General features: G+C 44.7%; 25 protein-coding genes and 1 tRNA gene. 16 read left to right on the top strand and 10 right to left on the bottom strand.

The genetic code is table 11. The features are described from left to right. Window positions 1-3 precede the first annotated feature (3 nt). The gene (locus ABDK00_RS04200) at window positions 4-1,494 is read left to right on the top strand and encodes a rubredoxin (RefSeq protein WP_346238259.1); all 1,491 of its coding nucleotides are present in this window, start codon (window positions 4-6) and stop codon (window positions 1,492-1,494) included. On the opposite strand, the gene ABDK00_RS04205 is transcribed toward ABDK00_RS04200, so the two are convergent. Next, window positions 1,489-2,070: a molybdenum cofactor guanylyltransferase gene (locus ABDK00_RS04205; protein ID WP_346238260.1), complete on the bottom strand. Its 582-nt coding sequence runs from the start codon at window positions 2,068-2,070 to the stop codon at window positions 1,489-1,491. The genes ABDK00_RS04200 and ABDK00_RS04205 overlap by 6 nt on opposite strands. Window positions 2,071-2,181: 111 nt before the next feature. On the opposite strand from ABDK00_RS04205, the gene ABDK00_RS04210 reads away from it, so the two are divergent. The 8 genes from ABDK00_RS04210 to moaCB all read left to right on the top strand — a co-directional run bounded on the left by ABDK00_RS04210 (window position 2,182) and on the right by moaCB (window position 8,675). Continuing rightward, window positions 2,182-3,003 carry an MOSC domain-containing protein gene (locus tag ABDK00_RS04210; protein ID WP_346238261.1) on the top strand — a complete coding sequence of 274 codons (822 nt, stop codon included), beginning with the start codon at window positions 2,182-2,184 and terminating at the stop codon, window positions 3,001-3,003. An 8-nt stretch (window positions 3,004-3,011) separates the two neighbouring features. Then, window positions 3,012-3,992, top strand: a complete 981-nt coding sequence (moaA, locus tag ABDK00_RS04215) for a GTP 3',8-cyclase MoaA (RefSeq protein WP_346238262.1) — start codon at window positions 3,012-3,014, stop codon at window positions 3,990-3,992. Window positions 3,993-3,999: 7 nt separating this feature from the next. Continuing rightward, the gene (locus tag ABDK00_RS04220) at window positions 4,000-5,184 is read left to right on the top strand and encodes a molybdopterin-binding protein (RefSeq protein WP_346238263.1); all 1,185 of its coding nucleotides are present in this window, start codon (window positions 4,000-4,002) and stop codon (window positions 5,182-5,184) included. A gap of 12 nt (window positions 5,185-5,196) precedes the next feature. After that, window positions 5,197-5,928: a sulfite exporter TauE/SafE family protein gene (locus tag ABDK00_RS04225; protein ID WP_346238264.1), complete on the top strand. Its 732-nt coding sequence runs from the start codon at window positions 5,197-5,199 to the stop codon at window positions 5,926-5,928. A gap of 63 nt (window positions 5,929-5,991) precedes the next feature. Continuing rightward, window positions 5,992-6,222: a MoaD/ThiS family protein gene (locus ABDK00_RS04230; protein WP_346238265.1), complete on the top strand. Its 231-nt coding sequence runs from the start codon at window positions 5,992-5,994 to the stop codon at window positions 6,220-6,222. A 2-nt stretch (window positions 6,223-6,224) separates the two neighbouring features. Further along, entirely contained in the window at window positions 6,225-7,331 is a 1,107-nt protein-coding gene (locus ABDK00_RS04235) for a HesA/MoeB/ThiF family protein (protein WP_346238266.1), read from the top strand. Next, complete coding sequence (locus ABDK00_RS04240) at window positions 7,328-7,756, top strand: molybdenum cofactor biosynthesis protein MoaE (RefSeq protein ID WP_346238267.1); 429 nt, start codon at window positions 7,328-7,330, stop codon at window positions 7,754-7,756. Before ABDK00_RS04235 ends, ABDK00_RS04240 begins: the two co-directional genes overlap by 4 nt. A gap of 1 nt (window position 7,757) precedes the next feature. After that, window positions 7,758-8,675 carry a bifunctional molybdenum cofactor biosynthesis protein MoaC/MoaB gene (moaCB, locus tag ABDK00_RS04245; protein ID WP_346238268.1) on the top strand — a complete coding sequence of 306 codons (918 nt, stop codon included), beginning with the start codon at window positions 7,758-7,760 and terminating at the stop codon, window positions 8,673-8,675. 22 nt (window positions 8,676-8,697) lie between these two features. Here the strand turns inward: moaCB and abc-f are convergent, their stop codons facing one another. Continuing rightward, window positions 8,698-10,656: a ribosomal protection-like ABC-F family protein gene (gene abc-f / locus ABDK00_RS04250; RefSeq protein WP_346238269.1), complete on the bottom strand. Its 1,959-nt coding sequence runs from the start codon at window positions 10,654-10,656 to the stop codon at window positions 8,698-8,700. Between the two features lie 161 nt (window positions 10,657-10,817). On the opposite strand from abc-f, the gene ABDK00_RS04255 reads away from it, so the two are divergent. Continuing rightward, a complete protein-coding gene (locus ABDK00_RS04255; RefSeq protein ID WP_346238270.1) occupies window positions 10,818-11,447 on the top strand; it encodes a DUF3347 domain-containing protein in 630 nt (209 codons plus the stop codon). 7 nt (window positions 11,448-11,454) lie between these two features. Further along, window positions 11,455-11,527 (top strand) — tRNA-Lys (locus ABDK00_RS04260). Between the two features lie 217 nt (window positions 11,528-11,744). On the opposite strand, the gene ABDK00_RS04265 is transcribed toward ABDK00_RS04260, so the two are convergent. After that, window positions 11,745-13,190, bottom strand: coding sequence for an ATP-binding protein (locus ABDK00_RS04265; RefSeq protein WP_346238271.1), 1,446 nt, complete (start codon window positions 13,188-13,190; stop codon window positions 11,745-11,747). Window positions 13,191-13,792: 602 nt separating this feature from the next. On the opposite strand from ABDK00_RS04265, the gene ABDK00_RS04270 reads away from it, so the two are divergent. From ABDK00_RS04270 to ABDK00_RS04280, 3 genes are all read left to right on the top strand, one after another. Then, entirely contained in the window at window positions 13,793-14,263 is a 471-nt protein-coding gene (locus ABDK00_RS04270) for a YcxB family protein (RefSeq protein ID WP_346238272.1), read from the top strand. 177 nt (window positions 14,264-14,440) lie between these two features. Next, the gene (locus tag ABDK00_RS04275; RefSeq protein WP_346238273.1) at window positions 14,441-15,205 is read left to right on the top strand and encodes an SIMPL domain-containing protein; all 765 of its coding nucleotides are present in this window, start codon (window positions 14,441-14,443) and stop codon (window positions 15,203-15,205) included. A 123-nt stretch (window positions 15,206-15,328) separates the two neighbouring features. Then, a complete protein-coding gene (locus ABDK00_RS04280) occupies window positions 15,329-17,290 on the top strand; it encodes a menaquinone biosynthesis decarboxylase (RefSeq protein WP_346238274.1) in 1,962 nt (653 codons plus the stop codon). A gap of 59 nt (window positions 17,291-17,349) precedes the next feature. Here ABDK00_RS04280 and ABDK00_RS04285 read toward each other — a convergent pair whose 3' ends face one another. The 7 genes from ABDK00_RS04285 to ABDK00_RS04315 form a co-directional block, all read right to left on the bottom strand. Next, window positions 17,350-17,925 carry a hypothetical protein gene (locus ABDK00_RS04285; RefSeq protein WP_346238275.1) on the bottom strand — a complete coding sequence of 192 codons (576 nt, stop codon included), beginning with the start codon at window positions 17,923-17,925 and terminating at the stop codon, window positions 17,350-17,352. A gap of 94 nt (window positions 17,926-18,019) precedes the next feature. Then, entirely contained in the window at window positions 18,020-18,460 is a 441-nt protein-coding gene (locus tag ABDK00_RS04290; protein ID WP_346238276.1) for a hypothetical protein, read from the bottom strand. Window positions 18,461-18,645: 185 nt separating this feature from the next. After that, the gene (locus ABDK00_RS04295) at window positions 18,646-19,458 is read right to left on the bottom strand and encodes a M48 family metallopeptidase (RefSeq protein WP_346238277.1); all 813 of its coding nucleotides are present in this window, start codon (window positions 19,456-19,458) and stop codon (window positions 18,646-18,648) included. Between the two features lie 104 nt (window positions 19,459-19,562). Then, window positions 19,563-20,219, bottom strand: coding sequence for a glycerol-3-phosphate 1-O-acyltransferase PlsY (gene plsY / locus ABDK00_RS04300; protein WP_346238278.1), 657 nt, complete (start codon window positions 20,217-20,219; stop codon window positions 19,563-19,565). A 216-nt stretch (window positions 20,220-20,435) separates the two neighbouring features. Next, on the bottom strand, window positions 20,436-21,242 hold the full coding sequence (gene prmA / locus ABDK00_RS04305) for a 50S ribosomal protein L11 methyltransferase (RefSeq protein WP_346238279.1): 807 nt from the start codon (window positions 21,240-21,242) through the stop codon (window positions 20,436-20,438). A 9-nt stretch (window positions 21,243-21,251) separates the two neighbouring features. Continuing rightward, on the bottom strand, window positions 21,252-22,511 hold the full coding sequence (locus tag ABDK00_RS04310) for a DUF445 domain-containing protein (RefSeq protein ID WP_346238280.1): 1,260 nt from the start codon (window positions 22,509-22,511) through the stop codon (window positions 21,252-21,254). A gap of 18 nt (window positions 22,512-22,529) precedes the next feature. After that, entirely contained in the window at window positions 22,530-23,522 is a 993-nt protein-coding gene (locus ABDK00_RS04315; RefSeq protein WP_346238281.1) for a YpdA family putative bacillithiol disulfide reductase, read from the bottom strand. 106 nt (window positions 23,523-23,628) lie between these two features. Between ABDK00_RS04315 and ABDK00_RS04320 the strand changes: the two genes are divergently transcribed. Both ABDK00_RS04320 and ABDK00_RS04325 read left to right on the top strand, forming a co-directional pair. Further along, window positions 23,629-24,618 (top strand): pyruvate dehydrogenase complex E1 component subunit beta, encoded by a 990-nt coding sequence (locus ABDK00_RS04320; RefSeq protein WP_346238282.1) that lies wholly within the window; start codon window positions 23,629-23,631, stop codon window positions 24,616-24,618. A gap of 85 nt (window positions 24,619-24,703) precedes the next feature. Then, entirely contained in the window at window positions 24,704-25,891 is a 1,188-nt protein-coding gene (locus ABDK00_RS04325) for a sigma-54 dependent transcriptional regulator (protein ID WP_346238283.1), read from the top strand. Window positions 25,892-25,981 lie beyond the last annotated feature (90 nt).

Here is a 25,981-nt window from a genome sequence, read left to right on the forward strand (position 1 = left end):
CGCATGAAAGGATGCTATACGATTAAAATAAACTTTAAGGGCGGCATTATATCGCCGGGCGAGCTGCTTGATATTTTGACGGCGGCCTCCCGCTCCGGCGTAAAGCAGGTGCGTTTTGGATTGCGCCAGCAATTGTTGATTCATGTGGAAGAGCAGCTGGGGCCACGTTTCAAGCAGGATTTGGATAGGCTGGATATTTTCTATGAGATTGATGCCGACGAACACGCCAATATTATGAGCTCTTATCCAGCTGAAGAAGTGTTTATCAATAACACCTGGCTGAGCGAAGGCGTTTACAAAGATATTCTTGATGAGCTCGATCATAAGCCCCGGCTGAAGATCAATATTTCGGATAGCAACCAAAGCTTTACGCCCATGCTGACCGGCAATATCAATTGGGTTGCTGCTCCTCATCTGCCTCATTTCTGGCATCTTTTTATTCGCTTTCCCAAAACCAACAGCGTGTTTGAGTGGGATGAAATGGTGTATACCAATGATGTGGCAAAACTTTCCAGGGAGATTGAAGCTATTATCCATGCAAGGCCCGATCTTTTTATCGACCATGAAGTGAAAGATGGAGATGCGCTATTTCGGTTGATTGATAAAACAATCTATAGCACGCGCCCTGCGCCTAAACCGATGTCGCTTCCTTCGTTCAACCTTCCTTATTATGAAGGGTTTAACCGGCACAATAACAAATATTGGCTGGGCGTTTATCGTCGCAGCGAATTGTTTCCTATCGCTTTCTTAAAAGATCTTTGCCTTCTTTGTTTACAAACCAAAGTCGGGCAACTGTGCTCGACCCCATGGAAATCGATTATTATTAAAGGAATTGAGGAGCGTGATAAACAGCTTTGGAGCGCGCTGCTCGACGACCATGAGATCAATATGCGCCACGCGGCCAACGAATTAAATTTTCAGGTTCAGGATAATGATCCCGCCGCAACCAGGCTCAAAACTTTTTTGGTGCAGAAGCTCAACACGCTGGATGCGCGGACTTTCGGGATTTGCATTGGGATCAAAACGCAGGCAAAAAGTGAGATTTTTAGCTCCATACTAATCAGGCGTAAACCGCTGATAAGGATTTTTGGGAAGGCATTTTTCCACCTGTATGATATTTTATGTGCGAAAGATTTTAACCCCAATGAACGCACGGGTACTGTGTTTGTGAGTAACATCACAAAAATGTACCTGGCTTCCGAATTGCAGGATGCTATTCTATGGTTTTATAAAAAGCAAAATGAAAAAGGTTTGCATGTAGCGCCGAAAGCAGCGCAAAAGCCTTCGAAAAAAGCAGAGGCTGTCACGGCGCTCTTTCAATGCAAACATTGCCTTACGGTCTATAACAGCGCGTACGGCGATCCGGAAAATGATATCCGGCCCGGTACAAATTTTGAACAGTTGCCGATAGGTTATGGCTGTCCTACCTGCGATGCACCGAAAGCAGATTATTTTAAAATAAACAGCGCCGACGCGGTGTTGCATGCATCATAAGCCATTCAAATCGGCGTGCGCATTGACGTTTTGAAAATAGGGTTGTTGATTGTCTTTTAGCGCAAGCGTTGCCACATTGAGGTGGTCGAGCACAAATTTCATAGCAAATTTCTTCAGTTGTTTTTGCTGAATCATGGCCATAATTTTTGTTAATGCAGTTGAAGTGTAGATGGCGCAAAGCGGTTCGGGCTCGCCCGAGTTGGTAAACAGGTAAGCATCAGCGGTTGCGGCATCGGCCAGCTGATAAAGTTCTTTGAGTAAAAAAGTTTCCATGCGTGGCATGTCACAGGCCAGTATAAATAAATCTTCGGAGGGGCAGGCAATATGGGCGCTCATCAAGCCCAGCAGCGGCCCTTTTAGTTCAAGTGCGTTATTGTCTGTAACCCGCTCCAGTTCAGGGAAAGCTGTGGCATAAGCGTCGATTTGCGAGAAGTTGATCGAAAGCTTAACCGGGATTTTTAACGCGCTCAGTTTATCTACAGCCGCCATTGCCCAGTGGGTTTCCTCGGTGATTAATAAACCTTTGTCGCTGCCCATCCGTAGGCTCTGTCCGCCGCAAAGTACCATGCCTGTCATTGCAAAAATTGGTTGAGTGGGTGATAATGTTTTACCGGCATCGAAGTTCGGAAACTGTTTTTAAAAGGTGTACTTTCACCAGACATTTTTTACCACGATAAAATCGCCTTCATGTATTTTATAAGCGACTTATATATTTATCCGGTGAAGTCCCTGAGCGGTATTCGGTTAGAGCAGGCAAAGCTCACAGATCGCGGCTTTCAATATGATCGGAGATTTGTTTTAATTGATGAAAATAACCGGTTTCTTTCGCAGCGGGAGTTGCCAAAAATGACTTTGCTTCAACCGGTTATTTCCGGCGATAAGCTTTTTATTTTTGAGAAAAGAAACGCAGGTGATGTGTTTGAACTGCCTTTGCAGCCTGACTCTGGAAAAGAATGCCCTGTTCAAATGTTCAAAGATGTGAGTCGGGGTGTCCTGGTCGACGAAGCGGCAGACCGGTGGTTTTCAAAAAAGCTTGGCGTTGCGTGCCGGCTGGTTTATATGCCCGATGAAGTGAGGCGGCCTGTGGATGCCGATTTTGCTATCAACGGGGATATTGCCGGGTTTTCCGATGGTTATCCGTTGTTGATGATTGGCCAGGCTTCTCTAAATGATTTAAACAGCAGGCTCGAATGGCCGGTTCCCATGAACCGCTTCCGGCCAAATTTGGTGGTGTCTGGCGCTGCCCCTTTCGAAGAAGATACGATGAAGGCGTTTACTATCAATGGCGTTTCTTTCTATGCAGTAAAATCCTGCGCTCGTTGCGTTATCACAACCATTGATCAGGAAAGTGGCCACCAGGGCAGGGAACCATTAAAGACGCTATCAACTTACCGGAATCTTGAGAAGCGCATTTGTTTTGGCCAGAATGTTTTATTTAATGGCTCAGGTGAAATAAAAGTCGGAGATTTGTTAGAGGTAGCTCAGCGCCAGCCTCATTTGTTTGAATAGAAGTCAATATGTTAGTCGATCGATATAACAGAGTTCATAATTACTTAAGAATATCTTTAACGGATAATTGCAACTTCCGTTGTTTCTATTGCATGCCGGAGGAGCATTATTCGTTCATGCCCAAAGCATCGCTGATGCAGGCGGCAGAAATTGAAAAATTGGCAAAAGTATTTGTCGAGTTAGGCGTTGATAAGATTCGCCTCACCGGCGGAGAGCCTCTTGTGCGAAAAGATGCACCACAGATTATTGAGGCCTTAGGTAAACTCCCGGTATCACTAACCTTGACAACCAATGGCGTAAGATTACATGAATTCAAAAACGTGTTGCGTAGCGCAGGTGTTGCTTCGCTCAACATCAGTTTGGACACATTGGACGCTGATAAATTCCAGCTCATAACACGCAGGGATAATTTTCAAACTGTCATGAATAATATTGATCTGATGTTAGAGATGGGTGTTTACGTGAAAGTGAATGTGGTGGTGATGGCGGGGTTGAATGATCAGGAGATTATTGATTTTATTGCGTGGACAAAGCATAAACCAGTACATGTAAGGTTTATTGAATTTATGCCTTTCGCTGGCAATAAATGGACCAGTAACAAAGTGTTTACCTGGCAACAGATATTGGAAAAAGCCTCAGAAGCATTCTCTTTTCTGCCATTAAAAAATGAGAAAAATGCCACGGCTAAAGGCTATATCGTCCCCGGGCACGCCGGAACTTTTGCCGTGATCAGTACAATGAGCGCCCCATTTTGCGACACATGTAATCGTATGCGCCTGACCGCAGATGGCAAATTGAAAAACTGCCTTTTTGCAAAAGATGAAACAGATCTTTTAACAGCCATGCGCAGCGGCGAAAATGTGGAAGATCTGATAAGAAAAAATATCAAAGCGAAGGCGGCTGCATTGGGCGGCCAGTTTCCCGAAACTTTTGAAACCTTAAACAGTGAAGAGGTGATCAACAGAAGCATGATCGCCATTGGGGGTTAATTATCTTATGATTAGCGTATCAGCCGCGAAGCAGAAAATAGACGAATATGTATCGGCGTTAAATCCGGTGCGCCTGCCGCTTGCAGAGGCAGCGGGGAAGGTTTTAGCGCAGGATGTTTGTTCTAAGGTCTATGTGCCGGGCTTTCAACAATCGGCAATGGACGGTTATGCGTTTTCTTTTGCAGATTGGAGTAGCGGTGCGCAGCTTAAAATAGTGGGGGAACACCAGGCGGGAACAGATCAGATTATTTCCATTCAAAAAGGCGAGGCGGTTCGCATTTTCACAGGAGCGCCCTTGCCGACCGGCGCTGACACCGTGGTCATGCAGGAAAAAACTTCTGTCCTTGATTCCAATTTGACAATTGAAGACGAGAAATTGATAAAAGCCGGCAATGTGCGCCCGGCAGGGTCAGAAATAAAAAAGAATGAATGTGCGCTCAAGTCTGGCGACTTGTTAACGCCTGCCGCGGTTGGCCTGCTCGCAGCAGTAGGGGTCGATGAAGTTTTAGTGTATCCGCATCCGGAAACTACCATCATTGTCACGGGTAAGGAGCTGATGGCGCCGGGGCAGCCACTGGCTTATGGCCAGATATACGAATCCAATTCATTCATGCTGGGCGCGGCTCTGCGGCAAGCTGGCATCCAGCGGTTTGGTCGGTCGCAGGCTGATGACGATCTGGCGATCCTGACGTCCTTACTTGCTAATGCGCTGGAAAAGTCTGATCTTGTTTTGCTGACCGGCGGTATCAGTGTGGGCGATTATGATTTTGTGCTGAAGGCAGCCGAGGCCTGCGGCGTCCAGCAGGTATTTTATAAGGTAAAGCAAAGGCCGGGCAAGCCGCTGTTTTTCGGCACGGCAAGTGGTAAATTTGTTTTTGGGCTGCCTGGAAATCCGGCTTCTGTGCTTACCTGTTTTTATCAATATGTGTTGCCTGCGATTGCGCGGCTTTCAGGCCGCCCCAACCCGTTGAGTGCGCGTACCGGCCGGCTGAAAAATGATTACGAAAAAAAGCACCCGTTAGTACATTTTTTAAAAGGATGGTATGACGACGATACCGTAGCAATCCTCGAAGCGCAGGAGTCGTATCGCCTGCGGTCTTTTGCCCGCGCTAATTGTTTGATAGCGTTAGATGAAGCTGCAAAAAATTACCCCGCGGGCGCTTCGGTTACGTTTTACCCCTTACCTTTTTAATCTCATACTACAATGGATATTTCTTATTTATTTTTTATCCTGCTTTTTGTTGTTGCATTTTTATACGCCTCCGTCGGGCACGGCGGCGCAAGCGGCTATTTGGCGCTAATGGCTATTTTTGGTGTTGCTACGGCGGTGATGAAACCTACTGCGCTATTGCTCAACCTGTTTGTTTCCATGGTGTCATTTATTCAATTTTACAGGGGCGGTTACTTTAAAGCTAAATTATTTTTACCGTTCGCGCTTGCATCTATTCCGCTGGCTTTTGTTGGCGGGTTGATACATGTCGATGCGTCTTTCTATAAAAAAATATTGGGGCTTTTGCTTTTAATCCCCATTGCGCGGTTTATTTTTTTTCAAAACATAAAAACACAAAATACAAAAACGCCGAACCTGCCGCTTGCGCTTTTGATAGGCGCCGCTATTGGGTTGTTGTCGGGGTTGATTGGTATCGGCGGTGGCATTATTTTATCACCGGTGTTGCTGTTACTGGGTTGGGCCAATATGAAAGAGGCGGCCGCGGTTAGCGCATTATTCATTTTTGTTAATTCATCGGCGGGCCTGGCAGGTCAGCTTACGCAGGGGGTGCAATTTACGGATCAGATGTACGCCTGTGTGATCGTCGCGTTTTCAGGCGGCCTTTTCGGCGCTTATTTCGGGGCGTTGAAGTTTAAACATGATGTGCTGCGTTATGTGCTGTCCACGGTTTTATTGGTGGCTGTTTTTAAATTGTTTCTTACTTAACATGATAATTGATTTTACATCAATTTCCCATTGCCAACGTAATGGGTTCCGTAAATTTGAATTATGCCAATAAATGTTTTATTTTTTGGGCCGCTTGCGGAGATCGGAGGAAGCAGGATTGAAATGCCTCTCGTCGCTTCTGTGCTTGAACTGGAAGCCGTGCTGTACGAAAAATTTCCGCAGTTGAAAGAAAAGAAGTATGTGGTTTCGGTTAATAAAAAAATGATTGCCGAAAATGCGCAGCTTCATGACGGATGTACGGTGGCGCTGTTGCCGCCATTTTCGGGAGGATAACTATGAGCCATCACGATTTATATGCAAGATATCAAAGGCAGCTGGGGCTGAAAGGTTTTGGAGTCGAAGCCCAGCAAAAATTAGCACGGGCGCGGGTATTGGTGGCAGGCGCTGGCGGGCTCGGCTGCCCACTGTTACAATATCTTGCGGCAGCCGGCGTAGGCTGTATCGGCGTGATCGACGACGATCGCGTGTCGGTTTCGAATTTGCACAGGCAGGTTTTATTTTCAACCGCCGATATCGGGGAGCAAAAAGCAGTGATTGCCGGCAGGAAAATAAAACAAATCAATCCGGAAATAGATGTTCAGGTATATGCCGACCGACTGAACGTGGAAAATGTAATCGGGCTGGTCAGCGAGTATGATATAGTGGTCGATGGTACCGATAATTTTTCGACGCGATATTTGATAAACGACGTCTGTGTATGGCTGGGTAAGCCTTTGGTTTATGGCGCCGTGTCGCAGTTTGAAGGGCAGCTGACGGTGCTGAACTGGAAAGCTAATCCAGGCGAATTAAGGCCTGTTCAATACCGCGACCTTTTTTTGGAACCTCCATCGGGTATTCGCAATTGTGAAGAAGAAGGCGTTTTAGGCGTTTTGCCAGGATTGATCGGCGTGCTAATGGCCACCGAAGTTATCAAGCTAATTACCGGCATCGGCGAGGTGCTGAACGGCCGTTTACTGTTGTATAACTTGCTGACCCACCAAACTTACGAAATGGCATTAAGCGTAAACGAGGCGGCGAATGCTTTTATACCTAAGTCGACAGCGGACCTTAAAGCCTATTTTACTGAAGATGCTTGCAGCGGGGCGTTGAATGAAATCGACGCAGCAACTTTTGATAAATGGATGAAAAGCTCCGGTGTTTTAGCAATCGACGTCAGAGAACCAGGGGAAGCGCCTATTGTAACATCATTCCCACATATGAATATACCGGCGGGATGCATTGAACAGCAACTTCCGTTAACAGATAAAAAATCGATCGTCTTATTTTGTAAATCGGGACAGCGCAGCGCTGAGGCAGCCAAAAAGCTGACAAAGGCTTTTGCGCACATTGATTTTTTTAGCCTGCGCGGTGGCCTCGATCAATATCTTTCAAAAATACAATGAAGCAGATTTTTATAAAGGGACCGGTTGCCCCGGAACTGGTGGCAACGAGCATAGCGCAACATGCCACAAAAAAGGAGATTGGCGCCCATAGCATTTTTTTAGGACAGGTAAGAGCGGACCTGGTCGGCGACAGAACGGTCCGGGCAATTGAGTACACGGCTTATGAAGACCTGGCGCTGGAAAAAATGCATGAAATCAGGGAGGCTGTTTTTGCTAAGCATGAGCTCACCTGCATGCATGTTTATCATAGCCTGGGAACGGTTGAGGCGGGAGCGATATGCCTTTTTGTTTTTACATCATCCAGGCATAGACGCGCTGCTGTCAAAGCCTGTGAAGAAGTAGTAGAGCAAATAAAAGCGCAATTACCCGTTTGGGGAAAAGAAATTTTTGACGACGAAACACATCAATGGAAACAGAATCATTAGTATGGTCAATATCACACACAAATCGAATAGTCTCCGTAAAGCTGTTGCAGCTGCCAGAGTTCGGGTATCGAGCCCCAAAACAATTGAGGCGATTCAAAACAAATCGGTGCCTAAGGGCGATGTGTTTGAATTTTCGCGCGCCGCAGGATTGCTGGCTATAAAAAAGACAAGCGATGTGATACCCGACTGCCATCCGCTGCCCATAGAGAGCGCGGGAATTACTTATGCTGTTGAAGACCTCGATGTTGTGATCACGGTGGAAGTGCAAACGATTTATAAAACCGGTGTGGAAGTTGAGGCCATGCATGGCGCCTCGATTACAGCGTTAACGATGTATGATATGTTAAAGCCTATCGACAAAGGCGTCATGATTTTAAACATCCAATTGCTGCATAAAAAAGGAGGCAAGGCTGATTTTTCAGATCAGGAATCTGATGCGATTCGTTGCGCTGTGGTGGTTTGTTCGGATAGTGTGGCGAAAGGAACAAAAAAAGATGGCAGCGGGAAGGCGATCTTAGAACGCTTAACGCGAAACGGTATCGTCGCTGGCGCGTATGAAATTATTGCTGATGAATTTACAGCGATTCAGGAACGTGCCCGCGCGCTTAGCGAAGCAGGTTATAACCTGATCCTGTTCACGGGTGGTACAGGCTTGTCGCCGCGCGATGTAACGCCCGATGCCATCAAACCTCTATTAGACCGCGAAATTCCCGGGATAATGGAAGCGGCAAGAAATTATGGACAACAGCGTACGCCTTATGCCATGCTCTCGAGAGGCATAGCAGGCTTTATAAACCAATCTTTGGTGATCACTTTGCCTGGTTCTACCAGGGGGGCGGAGGAAACGATGGATGCCCTGTTTCCTTATATTTTGCATTTATTTAAAGTGGCAAAAGGTATGCGGCATACCGCATCTTAATCATTGCTGATTGCGTGTCGCGCTAACTGCTTTTTTCTTCCAGTTCCATCAGCAGAGAGAAAATTTCTTCATATTTTTTCTCCAGCTGCTGGTTTTCTTCCGAGGCTTTTTTATACTGCTGCTCAACGGTTAGAAACTTTTCTTTATCTGAATAGATATCAGGATCAGCCAGCTTTTCCTGAAGCTCTATTAACAGGCCTTTGTTTTTATTGAGCGCTTCTTCCGTTTGTTGAAACTGCTTTTGCTGCCGCTGCAATTCTTTTTTTTGCTCTTTATTGATGGCCTGGGCTTTTGCCGGCGTATCTGCTTTTTGCTTTTCAACGACAGGCTGCGCCGCGGGCGCTACCGGGCGGCTATCTTCTTTTTTTGAAATTTTTTGTTTGGCCATTCTTTCGTTCCAGGCGACCCACTCATCATAGCTTCCTTTAAATTCTTTGATCTCATGATCTACAATTTCCCAGATCTTATTGGCCGTCTTAGAAATGAAGTATCGGTCGTGGCTTACCAGCACCAGGCTGCCTTCATATTTTTTCAAAGCGTCGATCAACAGGTCGCAGCTGTGCATGTCAAGGTGGTTGGTAGGCTCATCGAGCATAAGGAAATTCGCTTTGCTGACAATTGTTTTGGCCAGCGCAACCCGCGCTTTTTCGCCTCCGCTTAACACCCGTATCTTTTTATCGCTGTCGTCGCCGCTGAATAAAAAACAGCCTAACAATGTCCTTAGTTCTGCGTCGGTCATTTGGGCGCCGCAGGTGCGCATTTCATCTAAAATGGTATTGCTCAGATCGAGCGATTCTAACTGATGCTGTGCATAAAAACTTTCTTCCACATTGTGGCCCCATTTGCGTTCTCCGTTAATATTTTCGATACCGGCTATAATGCGCAGCAGCGTTGATTTTCCTTTCCCGTTGGCGCCGATCAGCGCAATCTTATCGCCTCTTTCGATTTCAGCTTTGGCGTGTTCCAGTATTATGTTGTCGCCAAACGATTTGGAGATATCGTTCAGTTCTACCAACACCTTCCCGGGCGTTTTATCTACCCTGAAATTGATTTTGATATTCGGCCTTTCGATATTGACATCCTCAATTCGATCGAGCTTGTCCAGCTTTTTCATGATACTTTGCGCCATTGCGGCTTTGCTGGCTTTTGCCCTGAAACGTTCTACCAGCCTTTCATTTTGCCGGATATAGTCCTGCTGGTTTTCGAAGGCTTTTTGCTGCATCTCAATGCGCACGGCTTTTTCTGTTTCGTAAAAATCATAGTTGCCGTTGTAAACATGCAGCTCTTTCTGATAAAGCTCGATGATTTTGGTCACCATCCGGTTTAAAAAATACTTGTCGTGGCTTACAATAACAACCGCCCCCTGGTAGTGCTGCAAATACTTTTCCAGCCATTCGATCGAAGGAAGGTCTAAGTGGTTGGTGGGCTCATCGAGCAAAAGTAAATCCGGTTTGGCTAATATCATTTTGGCTAATAAAACGCGCATGCGCCAGCCTCCGCTAAATTCTTTGTAAGGCCTTTGCAGGTCGGCATTGGAGAAGCCCAGGCCCTGCAAAACTTCTTCGGTGGTGTGATGGATATCGTAGCCGCCCAAGGTTTCCATCTCGTGCAGTTTATCGGAATATTCGTGGAGGGTTTTTTCGTCGCCGGTTTGTTCGAGCTCTTTGCCGAGCGCATCGATTTCTTTTTCTAACTGAATCACCCGCTCAAAAGCGCCGAGGGCCACTTCGAGTATCGATTCGTTGGTGTCGAAGCTCAACAGGTCCTGATGTAGATAGCCGATGGAAGTATCGCGGCTTTTTTCTACCGTCCCCTGTGAGGGCGCGTAACCGCCGGTCAGCAATTTTAATAAAGTTGATTTTCCTGTGCCGTTGTATCCGATCAGCCCGATGCGTTCGTTGGGCTGGATATGCCAGGTAGCGTCTTTCACAATCGTTCTTGCCCCAAATTCGAAAGTCACATTTTGTAAGCCTGCCAGCATGATATTTATTTTTATTATTTTTGAGTTTTTATAAACCTGCAAATTTAATCATTGCTGTAATATTGGCCTTATTAAGAAATGAGACATAAAAATTTGCATACGCCAAAGCGTGATTATTTGACGAATTCCATCTGGCCAAAGACAAAATTAAAAGTAAACAGATGAAAAAACTATTGTTGGTACTGGTAGTGTTGGTTGCTGCTTTCTTAGTTTATAAATATGCCTTTAAAAAGGATGAGCCAGCGAAGGACGAGCCGAAGCCGTTGGCAGTGAGCGCTCACAGCGCTGCTTTCAATGCGTCTGTGGAAGCTGTTTTAAAAAGCTACTACGCAATGAATGATGGCTTTGTAAATTGGGACTCAGCCGTAGTGAATCAACAGGCTGCTGCACTGGTCGACGCGGCCAATAAGTTAGATCTTGAAGACTTAAAAAAAGATTCGATGATCTATGAAACCGCGTTGTATCCTGTTGAAAATATCAAAGGCAACGCTGATGCTATTGCAGCTGAGGCGGACTGGACGGCGAAACGCCAGGCGCTGCGCGACCTTTCGGATAATCTGAGGAATTTTTTGATTACTGTAAAATATGACGCGGCCGTGGTGTATTGGCAGGAATGCCCCATGGCTTTTGGCGAAAACAGCCCCGGCAGCTGGCTGAGCAGCCAGGAAGCGATTGTGAACCCGTATTTGGGCAAAAAAGACCCCAAATATGGCGAGTCGATGCTGAGCTGTGGCGAAACCAAGCAAAAGATCGATTTTGCTGCGGCGGATGAAACATCCGGACAGCCATGATGAATATGTCTCCGTAGCTCAGTTGGTAGAGCAGCTGACTCTTAATCAGCGGGCCCAGAGTTCGAGTCTCTGCGGGGACACTTGATAATTGAAATAGCTATGCTATAATAAGGGTTGCGTGTTTTCGGTTTGGTTGTCAACCAAAATCCTTTGCACTTTTCGATAAAGGAATCTGCTTACCTGTTGGTGATTTCTATTTTAATAGGTCGTACGTCGTCTTTGAGTATGTCACTTGTTTACTTTCCAGGTCGCCAAAGCTATTAGGGAAAACACTAGTTACGTTTCTGACTGAAAATCCTATACGTTTTTCATTTTAAGTGTTATAACTCCGATATTATAAGTATAGATAGAAGAGGGTAAAAATGTAAGCTGAATGCCGCCAACATTTTGATAACCTTGTGCGTCTATGGAGGTAGTTAAAGCGCTAGAGAATTTGTTTTCTGTACAAAAACGTAGGAGACTTTTAAGTTCCTGTGGCTTTTCAAAATAGCGATTACTCCATTTAATTTCTACTCCCCACTGTGGTTTAAATTTTTTATCGTCGACCAGTACCAAGTCCACCTCTCCTTCATTTCTTCCTTCTTTCCACCGGGCATAGGTAAGATCCAGGTTGTCCCGGTGCATCCATTGTGAAAGCACGGCTGTTTCTACCATATTTCCCATTTCAGCATCTGTTTCGCCCATGGGCGAGAACAAAGCGGTACGAAGCGAGGGGTTAGTTAAATATACCTTAAAACTGGTAACGCGTTTCAGGCGCTTTGCGTTGATGTCTACCCTGTTCAGCACTTTTATCAGGAAAGCTGCCTCAAGGTATTCCAGGTACTTTTTCAAAGTGTCTTTTTGAATGCCGCTTTCTTTAGACATGGTTTCGTACGAAAATTCATTACCTGTATTATAAGCGATATATGTGAAAAAGCGGTTCAATTCCTGCACGTCTTTAATGCCATACAGGCTGGGCAAATCGCGTAGCAACACTTTATCTACAATATCATTTTTTACATAGCGGCCCATATCTCCCTGAATTTTTTCTGATAGCACCACTTCCGGATAACCTCCAAAATTGAGGTAATGCAAAAATTCTTTATTCAGCGCTTTGACATCACGGCTCAGGCAATAGGGAAGTTGTTTTTCCCCGTAGTAAATATGATCCTCATACATCAAATGGTCCATTTTCTTTAAATGAATGTACTCCTGAAAGGTAAGCGGCGGCAGCATAAAATCCGTAAAGCGACCGGCGCCGCTTTCGGTACTGTGCCATTTTAAGGCAGCGGCTGCCGAGCCCGAAACAATAAACTTGGTATCCGGGTAGGAATCCACCAGCACTTTAAGGTGGCGCTCCCAGTCTTTTAAATATTGTATTTCATCAAAGAAAACATAGCAACCTTTTAGGTCTTGCAATTTCAATGCTTCTTTGCACAGGTGGAGAATGTCTTCCAAACTCAAATGCACATAAATAGGATTGTCAATTCCCACGAACAACAGTTGCTGAGGGTTGATCTTTTCTTTTATCAGCTCACCAATAGCATGAAACAGCATCACGGTTTTTCCTACACGGCGCGGGCCCATTAATACAACGGCCCGTTTTATTTTTTTATCTTTTACGAAGGGATAAAAAAGGTCGAAGTATAAACGTTTTTCCATAACGGCATAGGCCTCGGGCAATTGCCTGCTCTGCCACCATGGGTTTTCGTAACGTAGGCGTTCAATAATTTTATCAGTTGGAATAAGCCGTAAATTATCCATATAATAGTCTATTATAACTCAAATGTATAAAATAAGAAGAATTAAAACATCTTATTTTGTACAATTTTGTTTTTTAAGCCGAAAAAGCTGCCCGAATCACTCTAAATTGCTGGAATCGGGATTTTAGGGATGATTTTATAATTCGCGTCGAGCCCTTGCAACAAAGCCGAAATTTTTTTAAATGTCATAAATGGGGGTGATCGCCAGTTGTATCGCAAGTCAAAAAAAGCAAAAAAAAGTGTAACCTTTTAAATCATAATTCGATCTTATACTTAAAATAAAAATTGTAGATTATTACAAATCGGTTTATCATAATAAGAATATTCAAAAATCTTATTTAGTAAAAAATTCACTTTCGGACCTCTACAAGATCAATTGTGACGTGCAAATCCAGTCTATTAATGGGTTCATGTTAGATCATAATTATTTTGTATCTTAATCAGCGGGCCCAGAGTTCGAGTCTCTGCGGGGACACTTTGAAATAATAGTAAAGCCTATTGCCTTCTTTGTAGCGGATGAATAAATGCCTGAGCCGCTAAAATACTTCACAGGTTAAATGCAAGAATAAGATCCTTGAGACCAAGTAAAAAAAATGATTAAGCATGAATTTTTGCTTCTCAAATAAGATAAAAAGGAAGGATTTTTATTCTTATTGTGTTCGAAACTCAGTTAAAGATATAACCTTAACAATTCCGGCTTTGCTCGGGCTCCTTTTGGTAGTAGATGGCATGCCCTCTTTCATCTCAAAAACTGACGGGGTATTGTCCGTGGGAAATTCAAGAGTGTTCATCGGCTTTTGTTTGGTGCTCATGTCGATATTAAGAGTATATCAGTCATGTAAAGACTTTGTGGTGTATTTTGCCGAAGAGACGCTTTCATGCGATGAAGAAGGGTTAACAAAAATTAGTCAATATAGTACAGGACGCTACAAATGGAAGGCCTTTTTAATGATAAAGGAGTCAGATAAGTTTTTATTACTCTACGTTAATAAAAAGCAGGCACTGTACGTACAGAAAGACTTACTACTTCCCGAGCAGATTCAATTTATCAAATCAAAGATTCCGGCTCTATAACATTTCAAGCGCAGTTAGGAAATTTCTATTACCACCAAGGTTGATGTTAGATACACCAAAAGAAAAGCTATTGTTTTTCTTCCTTTAACAATCCTGAATTGGCTAAATGATAGTTTTCTCTATCTTTGATCAGATCGTGCTAAGTAAACCGATCTACAGAAATTTTAAATGTTAGCTATGAACGACACCTTGCAAAATAATAGATTGCGGAACTTTAATTTACTGGGCCTCGCGCTGATCGCGGTAGCCATCACCATTGGGGCATTTGTGCTCGCCGGCGCGTATAAATATAAATTTAAAAAGACCCAAACCATTCGTGTTACCGGCAGCGCCGGTGTGGATTTTACGAGCGATCTTATTGTATGGAACGGAAGCTACAGCCGCAACGACTATGACCTCCGCGCTGCCTATGCTCAATTGAAAAGCGATGAAAGTAATATCAAAAGTTATCTTACCCGGAAAGGCATCAAGCCGGCCGAGATCATTTTTTCATCCGTTAAAATTGACCGCCGTTTTCGTACCAAATATTCAGACAATGGAAAATATGCCGGTAATGAATTTGAAGGGTACAATCTTTCCCAAACCGTAAAAGTAGAATCCGGCGATATTGCGAAGGTGGAAGCCCTGTCGCGCGAAATCACCGAACTGATTCAAACCGGCATAGAGCTCAACTCGCCCGAACCTCTTTATTTTTATACGAAGCTGGCCGACCTTAAACTCGATCTGCTGGCCAAGGCCGCTGAAGATGCCCGCAAGCGCGCCGATATTATCGCTGAAAATACAGGTGGTTCCATCGGCGCTGTAAGTAAAGCCAATATGGGGATTTTTCAAATCACAGGAAAAAACAGTAATGAAGATTATAGCTACGGCGGCACATTTAACACATCTTCTAAAAACAAGACTGCCAGTATTACCGTAAATCTTGAATGCACTGTGCAGTAATTTTTAAGCTTTCAGCAAATCCGGATCAAATGCAGCAGGCTGGCTTGCCGAACTTCCGGTTCGGTAGTTTGTTGTATGTTTGGCATGCACTATTTGCAGATCTAAATCAATTTTATTTTATCCATGGCCTACAAAAATCAGCAGGAGTTTATCAAAGCTTTAGAGCGTGAGGGAGAATTATTACGCATCAAAACTTATGTAAACCCTCATTTGGAAATTGCGGAAATTACCGATCGGATCAGTAAAGAACCTGGCGGAGGAAAGGCGTTGTTGTTTGAAAATACCGGCTACGAATTTCCTGTTTTGATGAACGCATACGGCAGTGAGAAGAGAATGTGTATGGCTTTGGGGGTAAAAGAGTTGAATGATGTTGCAAGCGATATCGAATCTTTGTTCAAACTGCTGTCATCGCCGAAGGAAAACATTATTGATAAATTGAAATTATTGCCCAAACTCAGTGAATTTGGCTCTTGGATGCCCAAGGTAAAAAAAGGGAGAGGGGAGTGCCAGCAGGTTGTGCTGACCGAGGTTCCGTTGGCTTCCGGCGAGCCCTGGGGCGGATTGCCCGACATAGGCAAACTGCCGGTGATTACCTGTTGGCCGCAGGATGGTGGCCCCTTTGTGACGCTACCTGTGATCCACACCAAGGAACCCAACACCGGCGTCAGGAACGTGGGCATGTACCGCATGCAGGTTTTTGGCCCGCAGGTCACTGCTATGCATTGGCATAAGCATAAAGTCTCTGCGAAGCATTTTAATGAATATAAGAAACTCAATAAGCGGATGCCTGTCGCGGTTGCTTTAGGAGGCGATCCGGCTTATGCCTATTCAGCTACGGCGCCACTGCCCGAAAATGTAGATGAATACATGCTCGCGGGTTTTCTGAGAAAGAAAAAGGTCGAACTCGTAAAATGCATCACGCAGCCGGAAATTGAAGTGCCTGCCGATGCTGATTTTGTTATTGAAGGTTATGTGGATCCCCATGATGAAATGCTTTGGGAAGGGCCTTTTGGCGATCACACAGGTTATTATTCTTTGCCAGACTGGTATCCCAAATTTCACATTACTGCTATTACGCATAAGAAAAACGCGGTTTATCCGGCGACGATCGTTGGTATACCACCACAGGAAGATGCCTGGCTGGGTAAAGCTACCGAGCGTATATTTTTGGCGCCGATCAAAATGACGCTGGTGCCGGAAATTAAAGATATGGACATGCCCGTTGAAGGTGTCTTTCACAATCTTGTTATCACGCAAATAGAAAAAGAATACGCCGGTCAGGGCCAGAAGGTGATGAACGCAATGTGGGGCGCCGGACAAATGATGTTCAATAAAATATTGGTATTGGCATCGCAAACTGATTTTCCCATTACCGATTATAAATCGCTTGCGAAAGAAGTGTTTCAAAATCTGAATTCGGCTACCGATGTTTATTTTTCGCAGGGGCCGATGGATGTTTTAGATCATAGTTGTAGCAAGATGGGTTTTGGCGGGAAATTATGCGTTGACGGAACCAAAAAATTTGAGGAGGAGCAGGATAACCTTTACAAAACGGAAGCGAATTTTCAATCAGTCTCTGCGGCCGATATTGCTGCCGGGTTTGATGAAATTACATCGGTTAACACCAGCCTGCTGGAAATGGACGTGCCTTGTGTGGTGATTGCGGTGCAAAAAAACAGGAAGGGCCACGTAAGAGAGTTGCATAAGGCGCTTTGCAGCAGCGGCAAAATGAGTGGTATTAAAATGGTATTATATGTTGAGCACACCGTAAATGCATCCGATTTGGCTACGGCGCTATGGCGCTTCTGTAATAACCTGGATCCCAAAAGAGATCACTTTTTGTACCGCTCTAATCATAGCGATGGTAGTTATAGCGCCACATTAGGATTGGATGGCACTATTAAAACCAGGGAGTTTGACGGCTTTGAAAGAGACTGGCCGAATATCATTGTTGCAGATGATGCTACTATAGCGGCGGTCGATCAAAAATGGGATCAATTGGGAATAGGATCTTTCATTCCATCGCCTTCGCTGAAATATAAAGATCAGATGTATGGCGAAAAAGCTGTTGCCGCGCCCCAATAATGTCAAACGCCGGCTTTTGAGAGCCGGCGTTTCCAAAGTTCATAGAATAGGGTAGGTACTTATTTTTTTGTCATATCGTCGCGCAGCGATTTGATTTTCGCTGTAGGAAGATAGATTTGGAAGCCAAGGCCGAGGTTGGGTTTAAACGCCACACCATTGTTACCGGCTCCTGTGGTAATATTACCCTTGGCCAACAGCTCGAGCGCAATGTTTTCGTTCACGAAAAACGCTAAACCTGGTCCGATACCTGCTTCAAAACCGTTGGTAGAACGGCCACCGCCATTAATTCCCCCAATACCTGCGTTCGCTTCCGCAAATAGCCTGGTTTGTTTAGGCGTATTCACTTGTTGGTCTCCAAAATAGTAGCGCGCCATAGGGCCCACAAAATAGTTGATCGAAGGACCGCGTCCGCGACCCGCATCAAGCCCTACACTCACCTGTCCACCCACCGCAAGGTCATCCTGGATAAACCAGGCTGCTTTTGGTTCAATTTGAAGATTGAAACTTTTTTCGTTGGTATTTCCACCCATGCTGGCGATGTTACCGCCAATTAAATAGTAGCCTTTTTGTGTCTGTGCATTAGCGGCAATTGCCGTCGCACAAAGCACTGCGATTGATAAGCATATCTTTTTCATAAATTACGATTTACCCCCATTTGATCAATAATGATGCCGAAATAAAAAACCCGGCGCAAGGCCGGGTAGTATTCAGAAATCATCTGCAAAAGCTTTAAGCGAGTTGCGCTGTCCTTTTTCTTTCGGTTGGCGCAGCCACACTTCTCTCCACGCTGTTTCTTTCAAACCTCGTAGCGGTCCAAACATGGTCCAGCTCAACGTTATCAATGCCGGCAAAACCGTCTTTGGTTAATTTGTTCCAGCTTCGATCACGGTTAAGATCGGTAACGATCTTTGAGGTAGTTTTAGGGTACGCAATCCAAAACTTAGTATCTTCTTTTAAAGATGGCATCACATCATTCAAAATACCATTCAACTGATTTTCATTAACGGCGAACACCAGTGCAAAATCAAGCTTCCTTGATCTTAATAGTGGTGTCATGTTTTTTGCGAATGATAATTTGCTGAATTGTTTTTCAATCGAAGAAGGTAAGCCCTGAATTAAAAGATTCTTTTCGTCTGCGTACTGTAATTTCTCAAAAACTGATTGAATCATACAATTTGTGGGATTTATTAAAAAATGCCAGATATGTTATCACCTGGTTAAATATTTACAAGCCTCGAAAAGGTTTTGCAAAAGTAACCCAAATATAGCAGATTACCACCATGTTTAACAGAAAAGCCGCTGATTGGTGAAAATCAGTGGCTTTTAAATAATATTTATTATTTATGTGTATTTCGTTAATTTGAAACCGGCTTGTAATACTTAAGCGCTTCAGGCAAATATTTTTGAAGTTGCTCAATCCGGCGTTCCGGTCCGGGGTGTGTACTTAAAAATTCCGGTGCACGTCCGCCCCCGGCCTGCGCCTGCATGCGTTGCCATAAGCCGATAGCTTCCCGCGGATTATAACCCGCCATGGCCGCCCATATCATGCCATACCGGTCTGCTTCTAATTCTTGTTTTCTCCCGAATGCTAAAATACCCACCTGAGAGCCCAGGCCCACGGCCGTTCCAAATATCTGGCGCATTCCGGCCGAACTTTTGTTTGCCATAAATGCATCCAGGATGCTGCCGCCGTATTGCGCCGCGATTGTTTGGCTCATTCTTTCATTGGTATGTCCAAATAAAGCATGCGAAACCTCATGTCCCATTACATTAGCGAGCGCAGCTTCATTTTGTGTGATAGGCAAGAGGCCTGTATATACCACAATTTTTCCGCCGGGCATACACCAGGCGTTGGCCTGGTTATCCTGAACAAGTTTGGTCTCCCATTGATAACCCTGCAAATCCTGCGACATATTATTTTGCCTGAAGAATTGCGTTACGGCCGCTACAATGCGCTGCCCAACGCGGTTCACCATGGCAGCGTCTTTATTGTTCGATGTGGCCACTACTTTGTTGCTCGACAGGAACGACTGATATTCTCCCACCGCCATTTCCTGTAATTGCGATTCAGGTAAAAGTTTAAATTGGCTTCGGCCTGTTATCGCATTTGTAGAACACGATACCGCAATGGCAGCCACGGCAACGAGACTTAAAATTTTTTTTATCATTGTTTTGGCATTTGTTTTTAAATACAATGTCTTTAGGCAAGAACGCAATCATTGTACCAAAGTATCAACTAAAATTCTATGAAAGTGGGGGAAACGAATAGCAGTTAATCGTCGTCCTGGTGTTTTTGGCGTCTCTTATCTCTGTTTTTGAAGATAGGGACTTTGTTCTCTCCACCTCTAATGATACGGCCGATATTTTTCTGATGGGTAAGGATGACCAACAATGCTACGGCAACCGCAAAAACGCGATAGACATGATTGTCAACATTAAATATAACGAGGATAAAAACAGGGAACGCAACGCTGGCGAGAATGGAGCTCAGGGATACAAATCTTGTAAGATATAACACAACCAAAAAAACGCCGGAGCAGGCCAAAGCGGTCCAGGGTGAAATGCCTATAACGAGACCGAACAACGTGGCCACGCCTTTGCCGCCTTTAAAGTCAGCCCAAACAGGAAATATATGGCCTATAACGGCTGCAATGCCGAGCGCCAATTGCATATTTAAAAAAGAGATCGCTTCAGGGTCGTAACCGGATAATAGCAGCGCCAATTTTACAGCGAAAAAACCTTTCAATACATCGCATATCATCACGAAAGATCCCCATCGCGGCCCTAAAACGCGAAAGGTATTTGTGGCACCGGCATTCCCACTTCCATAGTCTCTGATATCGATGCCGAAAAATCCCCTGCTCACCCAAACCGAAGTCGGAATGCTGCCCAGGCAATACGCGCACAAGATTAATAAAATTTCCTGCATTTGATTTTCGTTATATGGAGCAATATGGATTTCAAATATAACATATATGTTTCCAAATCGAACTTAAAAGATACTTAAAAACACGCATATCTTTCACTCCAAAGCCTGCAAATATATGTCCGAAACCGAAAATCGCAATCACGCGATGGTTTTGCGACCTTTAGAGCGTTGATTTTCAACAATTTTAATGAGAATTTAAAAATTGAAATTTGCTAACTAACGTTCGAAACCGAGGCAAATCCAGTGCGAACGCGAAGTCATATCAACCGGCTTTAACCCGTTCGATAAGGCTTCTTTTTTTATAATTTCCTGGTCGGCTTCAAGAATGCCGCTGAGGATCAGCAAGCCGTTTTTGTTCAATTGGTTAGCCAGCGCCGGCATATTATCTATTAAAACATTCCTGTTGATATTAGCGAGAATGACGTCAAATTGTGCTCCAAGTTCGGCGGAATCTGATTTAAGAAGTTGAATCGGGGCCGCGCCATTACTTTCAAAATTTTCCCGCGCGTTTTCGATGCTCCAATCATCGATGTCGTTAGCGGTCACCTGCAAAGCGCCAAGCCTGTGGGCCAGTATTGCTAAAATGCCTGTTCCTGTGCCAAAATCAAAAACTGATTTGTTGCGGAAATCGATCTGCCGCATCCGGCGGATCATTAAATGGGTGGTGGCGTGGTGGCCGGTGCCGAAACTCATTTTTGGCGTAATCACAATTTCGTGCGCTACGTTTTTTACAGGCTGATGAAAAGAAGCTCTGATGGCTACAAAATCATCGACAACCACCGGATCGAAATTGGATTCCCAAAGCGCATTCCAGTTTTGCGCTTCGATTTCTTTTTTACGGAAAGAAAGGTCGTAAGCCTGCGCGACGGAGCGGACCAGGTTTTCGTCATACTGATCAGAAAGAAAAATGGCCTTTAGCGCGTTATCGGTTTCTTCAAATCCCTCAGCTTTTTCTTCCAGGCTGGCAATGATCAAATCTCGACTTTCTTCAGAAAGGTTTTCAAATTCGATTTCCGTATACATTTTTTATGTTTAACTGTTTTCAATCAACCGGGTCACTATATAAATGATAAGCCCCATCAGGCCGCCAACAATTGTTCCGTTGATTCGGATAAATTGCAAATCTTTCCCCACTTCGAGCTCTAATTTATTGCTCAGTTCTTTACCCTCCCAGTTGCCCACAGTGTCGCTAATCAGTGCGCCTACGCGGTCCGTGTTTTTTAAAATAAATTTATAAGCGGTGTGAATGGCCCACCGATCCAGCTTTTGCTGTAGCGGCCGGTCTTTATTGAGGTGCTCCGACAGATCGTCGATCAAATGTTTGAGGTAAGTCTGTATGGCAGAATGGGCCGACTCCAAATCGTTCACAATACTTGTTTGTATTTGTTTCCATACCGATCCCGCATATTGCTCAATTTTATTGCCGCTGAGAATGATTTCTTTTACGCCATTCAGTTCTTCCTGCCATTTGGCGCTATGCCTCACGTCGCTGATGAATTTTGAAAGCTGATTGTTGAGCTCCTGCCTTATTTTATGGTCAGGGTCTTCTTCTATTTCAAGTAAATATTTTGCCAGTCCGTTGGTGATTTTCGCTGCAATGATATTGTCTACAAAACCCGGGATTAGAAAGTGACTTTCATTTTTGACACGGTCGCGAACCATCGCTTCATTATCGATCACGTAAGCGCGAAGTTTGGTCACGATATAGTTGAGCATCCGCACCTGGTCGCCTCGTTCGACAATGATATCAAGGCCCGCGGCTAATACCTCATTGAGTTTCGCGTCTTTTAAAAGATCCTTCGCCTTCGCTGTGAAAAAAGAGGCCACGGCTTCGTCGTTGGCTTTTTGAATGACATCTTTGAGCATTCGTCCGATGGCTTCACAGAGCAGCGCTTTGTTTTTAGCGTGGCCCAGCCAACTGGTGATAAAAGCGCTGATTTTTATTTGGGCGATATAGGGCCGGAGCGTAGCTGCGTTTAAAAAATTACTCACCACAAAGCCGCCAAGGTTATTACCAATACTTTTCTTGCGGTTTTCAATCAAATTGGTGTGCGGAATAGGAATGCCCAATGGATGATGAAACAGGGCGGTAACCGCGAACCAGTCGGCCAGGGCGCCTACCATAGCAGCTTCGGCAAACGCTTTGATATAGCCGAGCGCTATGAAATTGCTGTTTTTTAGCGCCCATGTTGTAAGAGCATATACCGCCACCATCAGCAAAAACAAACCTGTGGCAATGGCTTTATGCTTTTTCAGCTGCCGCTTTTTAATATCGTCTGCAGGATCTTTCATCCGTTTTAGGTTTCGCGATTAAACGCTACTCATTTTTTGTGAAATATCATGGATAATGCTGGTAGCATGCACTCTCGAGTTTTCAATAAACAGGCGGTGCGTATTCATGCCGCCGCAAATAACGCCTGCAAGGTAAACACCGGGTACATTAGTTTCATGCGTTTCGGCATTGATGGTGGGGCAACGCACTTCGTCCGCGCTCAGCTCAACGCCCGTCTCCTCTAAAAACGTAAGATTGGGTTGATAGCCGGTCGCAGCAATGACCCAGTCGTTTTTCAGTGTCACGAGGCCGTCTGGGGTTTCTATGTCTACCTCATCAGGCCGGATCTCCTTTATCGTTGCATTAAAATAAGCTTTGATCGACCCTTCTTTAATTCTGTTTTCTATGTCCGGCTTCACCCAATATTTTACGCGGGAGCCGATCGTGTCGCCTTTAATGACCATGGTCACCTGTGCTCCTTTTCTGTAAGTTTCCAAAGCCGCGTCCACCGCTGAATTCATGGCGCCCACCACCATCACTTTTTGAAAAGCATAAAAATGAGGGTCGCTGTAATAATGGGTCACTTTGGGAAGTTGTTCTCCGGGCACGTTTAAGAGATAAGGGATATCGTAAAAGCCGGTTGCGATGATAACATACTGGCAGCGGTAAGCAGCTTTAGAAGTAGTTACTTCGAAAGAAGGTCTTCCATTTGAGGTTTTCGTTCGGTCAATTTGTTTTACCTCTTCAAATAACTGAATATTTAGATCGAAGCTTTGCGCTACGCGGCGGTAATATTCAAGCGCTTCATTTCTGGTGGGCTTGGGATTATTGGATACAAAAGGGACGTTCCCGATTTCTAACCGGTCAGAGGTAGAAAAGAAGGTCATATTTACGGGATAATGATAAAGCGAATTTACCAGGCATCCTTTCTCGATTACAAGGTAAGGGATATTTTTTCGCTGCGCTTCAATGGCACAGGTCATTCCGATAGGCCCGCCTCCGATTATGAGCAGCGGATAATGTAATTGCATTCAACAAAGATAAACACCACCGAAATGGAATAATTTATATTTTATATTGAAAATTCTACATTTTACGTTTAAATTTGCCCGACCTAAAAAGTATCAATAAAAAAATATGGCAAGAATAATTGCATTTAGAGAGGCTTTAAGAGAAGCCATGAATGAAGAGATGCGGAGAGATGACCGGGTGTTTTTGATGGGGGAAGAAGTGGCGGAATACAACGGAGCCTACAAAGTAAGCCAGGGTATGCTTGCCGAATTTGGGCCGAAACGAATTTTAGATACGCCGATCGCAGAACTGGGCTTTACGGCAGTTGGTGTGGGCGCGGCTCAAAGAGGGTTGAGGCCTATCGTAGAGTTTATGACCTGGAACTTTGCAGTGCTGGCCCTCGATCAGATTTTAAATACAGCTTCTAAAATGCTGGCGATGAGCGGTGGACAGATTTCCTGCCCTATTGTTTTCAGAGGAGGAAACGGATCGGCCGGTCAGCTTGGCGCACAGCACAGCACCGCTTTTGAAGCGATGTATGCGAATATACCAGGCATCAAAGTGGTGTCGCCGAGCAACCCTTACGATGCAAAAGGGTTGCTGAAACAAGCTATTCGCTATGAAGAAGACCCGGTGATGTTTATGGAAAGTGAGCAGATGTATGGCGATAAAATGGAAGTGCCTGAAGAAGAATATTATATCGAATTAGGAAAGGCTGACGTGAAAAGGGAAGGAACCGATGTGACTATTGTTTCCTTTAATAAAATGATGAAAGTGGCTTTGGGCGCCGCCGCCGAATTGGAAAAAGAAGGTGTTAGCGCTGAAGTCATTGACTTACGCACCATTCGCCCCCTTGATGTCCCGACTATTGTGAACAGCATCAAAAAGACCAACAGGCTGGTAATTGTCGAAGAACAATGGCCGTTTGCGTCTGTGTCTTCTGAAATTGCCTATAATGTTCAGAAGGATGCTTTTGATTACCTGGACGCGCCGGTGCGCCGTATTACAGCCGCTGACGCTCCTCTACACTATGCACCCAATCTCGTGGCTGCGGCCTTGCCCGATGTGGCGCGCACCGTGAAGCTAGTGAAAGAGGTGATGTATCAAAAGAAATAATTTAAAACTTACTATTTGTTAGGGGTCCATGAGCTACGGGTTGGCTTATGGACTTTTAGCGTAAAAACATTAAATTTTAAAGACAGTGCCCAATAAAAATAAGAACAACGACAACGGCCCATCTATTCTGGTAATCGACGATGAGGCGGCTATCAGAAAAACCCTTATTGAGATTCTGTCATTCGAAGGATATAAAACCCAGGAAGCGGGAGATGGAGAACAGGGTCTAAAAATTTTTACGGAAACAAAATTCGACGCCGTTTTATGCGATATTAAAATGCCTAAATCGGACGGTATGGAATTTTTGACCCAGGCGATGCAGGTGAGGCCAGACGTGCCGATTATTATGATATCGGGACATGGAACGATTGAGACCGCCGTGGAAGCGGTCAAAAAAGGCGCTTATGATTTTATTTCAAAGCCGCCGGATCTTAACCGGTTACTGATCACTATCAAAAATGCTTTGGACAAAGGCACGCTTGTTTCTGAAACCAAAGTGCTTAAAAAGCGTATTTCGAAGGTCCAGGATATTGTGGGCGAATCGGCGCCGATCAAAAAGATTAAAGACACGATCGATAAAGTAGCGCCTACCGAAGCAAGGGTTTTAATTACCGGTGAAAATGGCGTAGGAAAGGAACTTGTAGCGCGTTGGTTACACGAAAAAAGTACCCGTAACGGCAGCCCGTTGGTAGAGGTCAACTGTGCGGCCATTCCAACTGAGCTTATCGAATCAGAATTGTTCGGTCACGAAAAAGGTTCTTTTACTTCTGCGGTTAAACAGCGCATTGGTAAGTTTGAGCAGGCCAATGGCGGCACTTTATTTTTGGATGAAATCGGCGATATGAGCCTGAGCGCCCAAGCTAAAGTGTTGCGCGCGTTGCAGGAAGGTAAAATTACGAGAGTTGGCGCCGATAAAGATATTAACGTGGATGTTCGCGTTATTGCGGCTACCAATAAAGATCTTCTTAAAGAAGTCGAAGAGAAAAATTTCCGGCTCGATCTTTATCATCGCTTAAGTGTGATCCTGATACACGTTCCATCCTTAAACGACCGCAGGGAAGATATCCCCCAACTTATTGATAAGTTTTTGGAAAGCATTTGTGCCGATTACGGCATCGCCAAAAAAGCCATAGAGCCGGCTTCTGTTGAGCTTTTACAACAATACAACTGGACGGGTAATATCCGTGAATTAAGGAATGTCGTAGAGCGTTTGGTTATTTTAAGTGGAAAAACCATTGTGGCTTCCGACGTAAAAAGTTATGCAAATTCTTAGATTGGGCATCTTAGAAAGCAGTCGCGGATACTCCAGCAATTAGCACTCTTCACCTGATTTTTTGGCGAAGAATTATGAATCAGGTTGCTG

Source organism: Niabella insulisoli (assembly GCF_039652435.2).
In the GTDB taxonomy this organism is placed as follows: domain Bacteria; phylum Bacteroidota; class Bacteroidia; order Chitinophagales; family Chitinophagaceae; genus Niabella; species Niabella insulamsoli.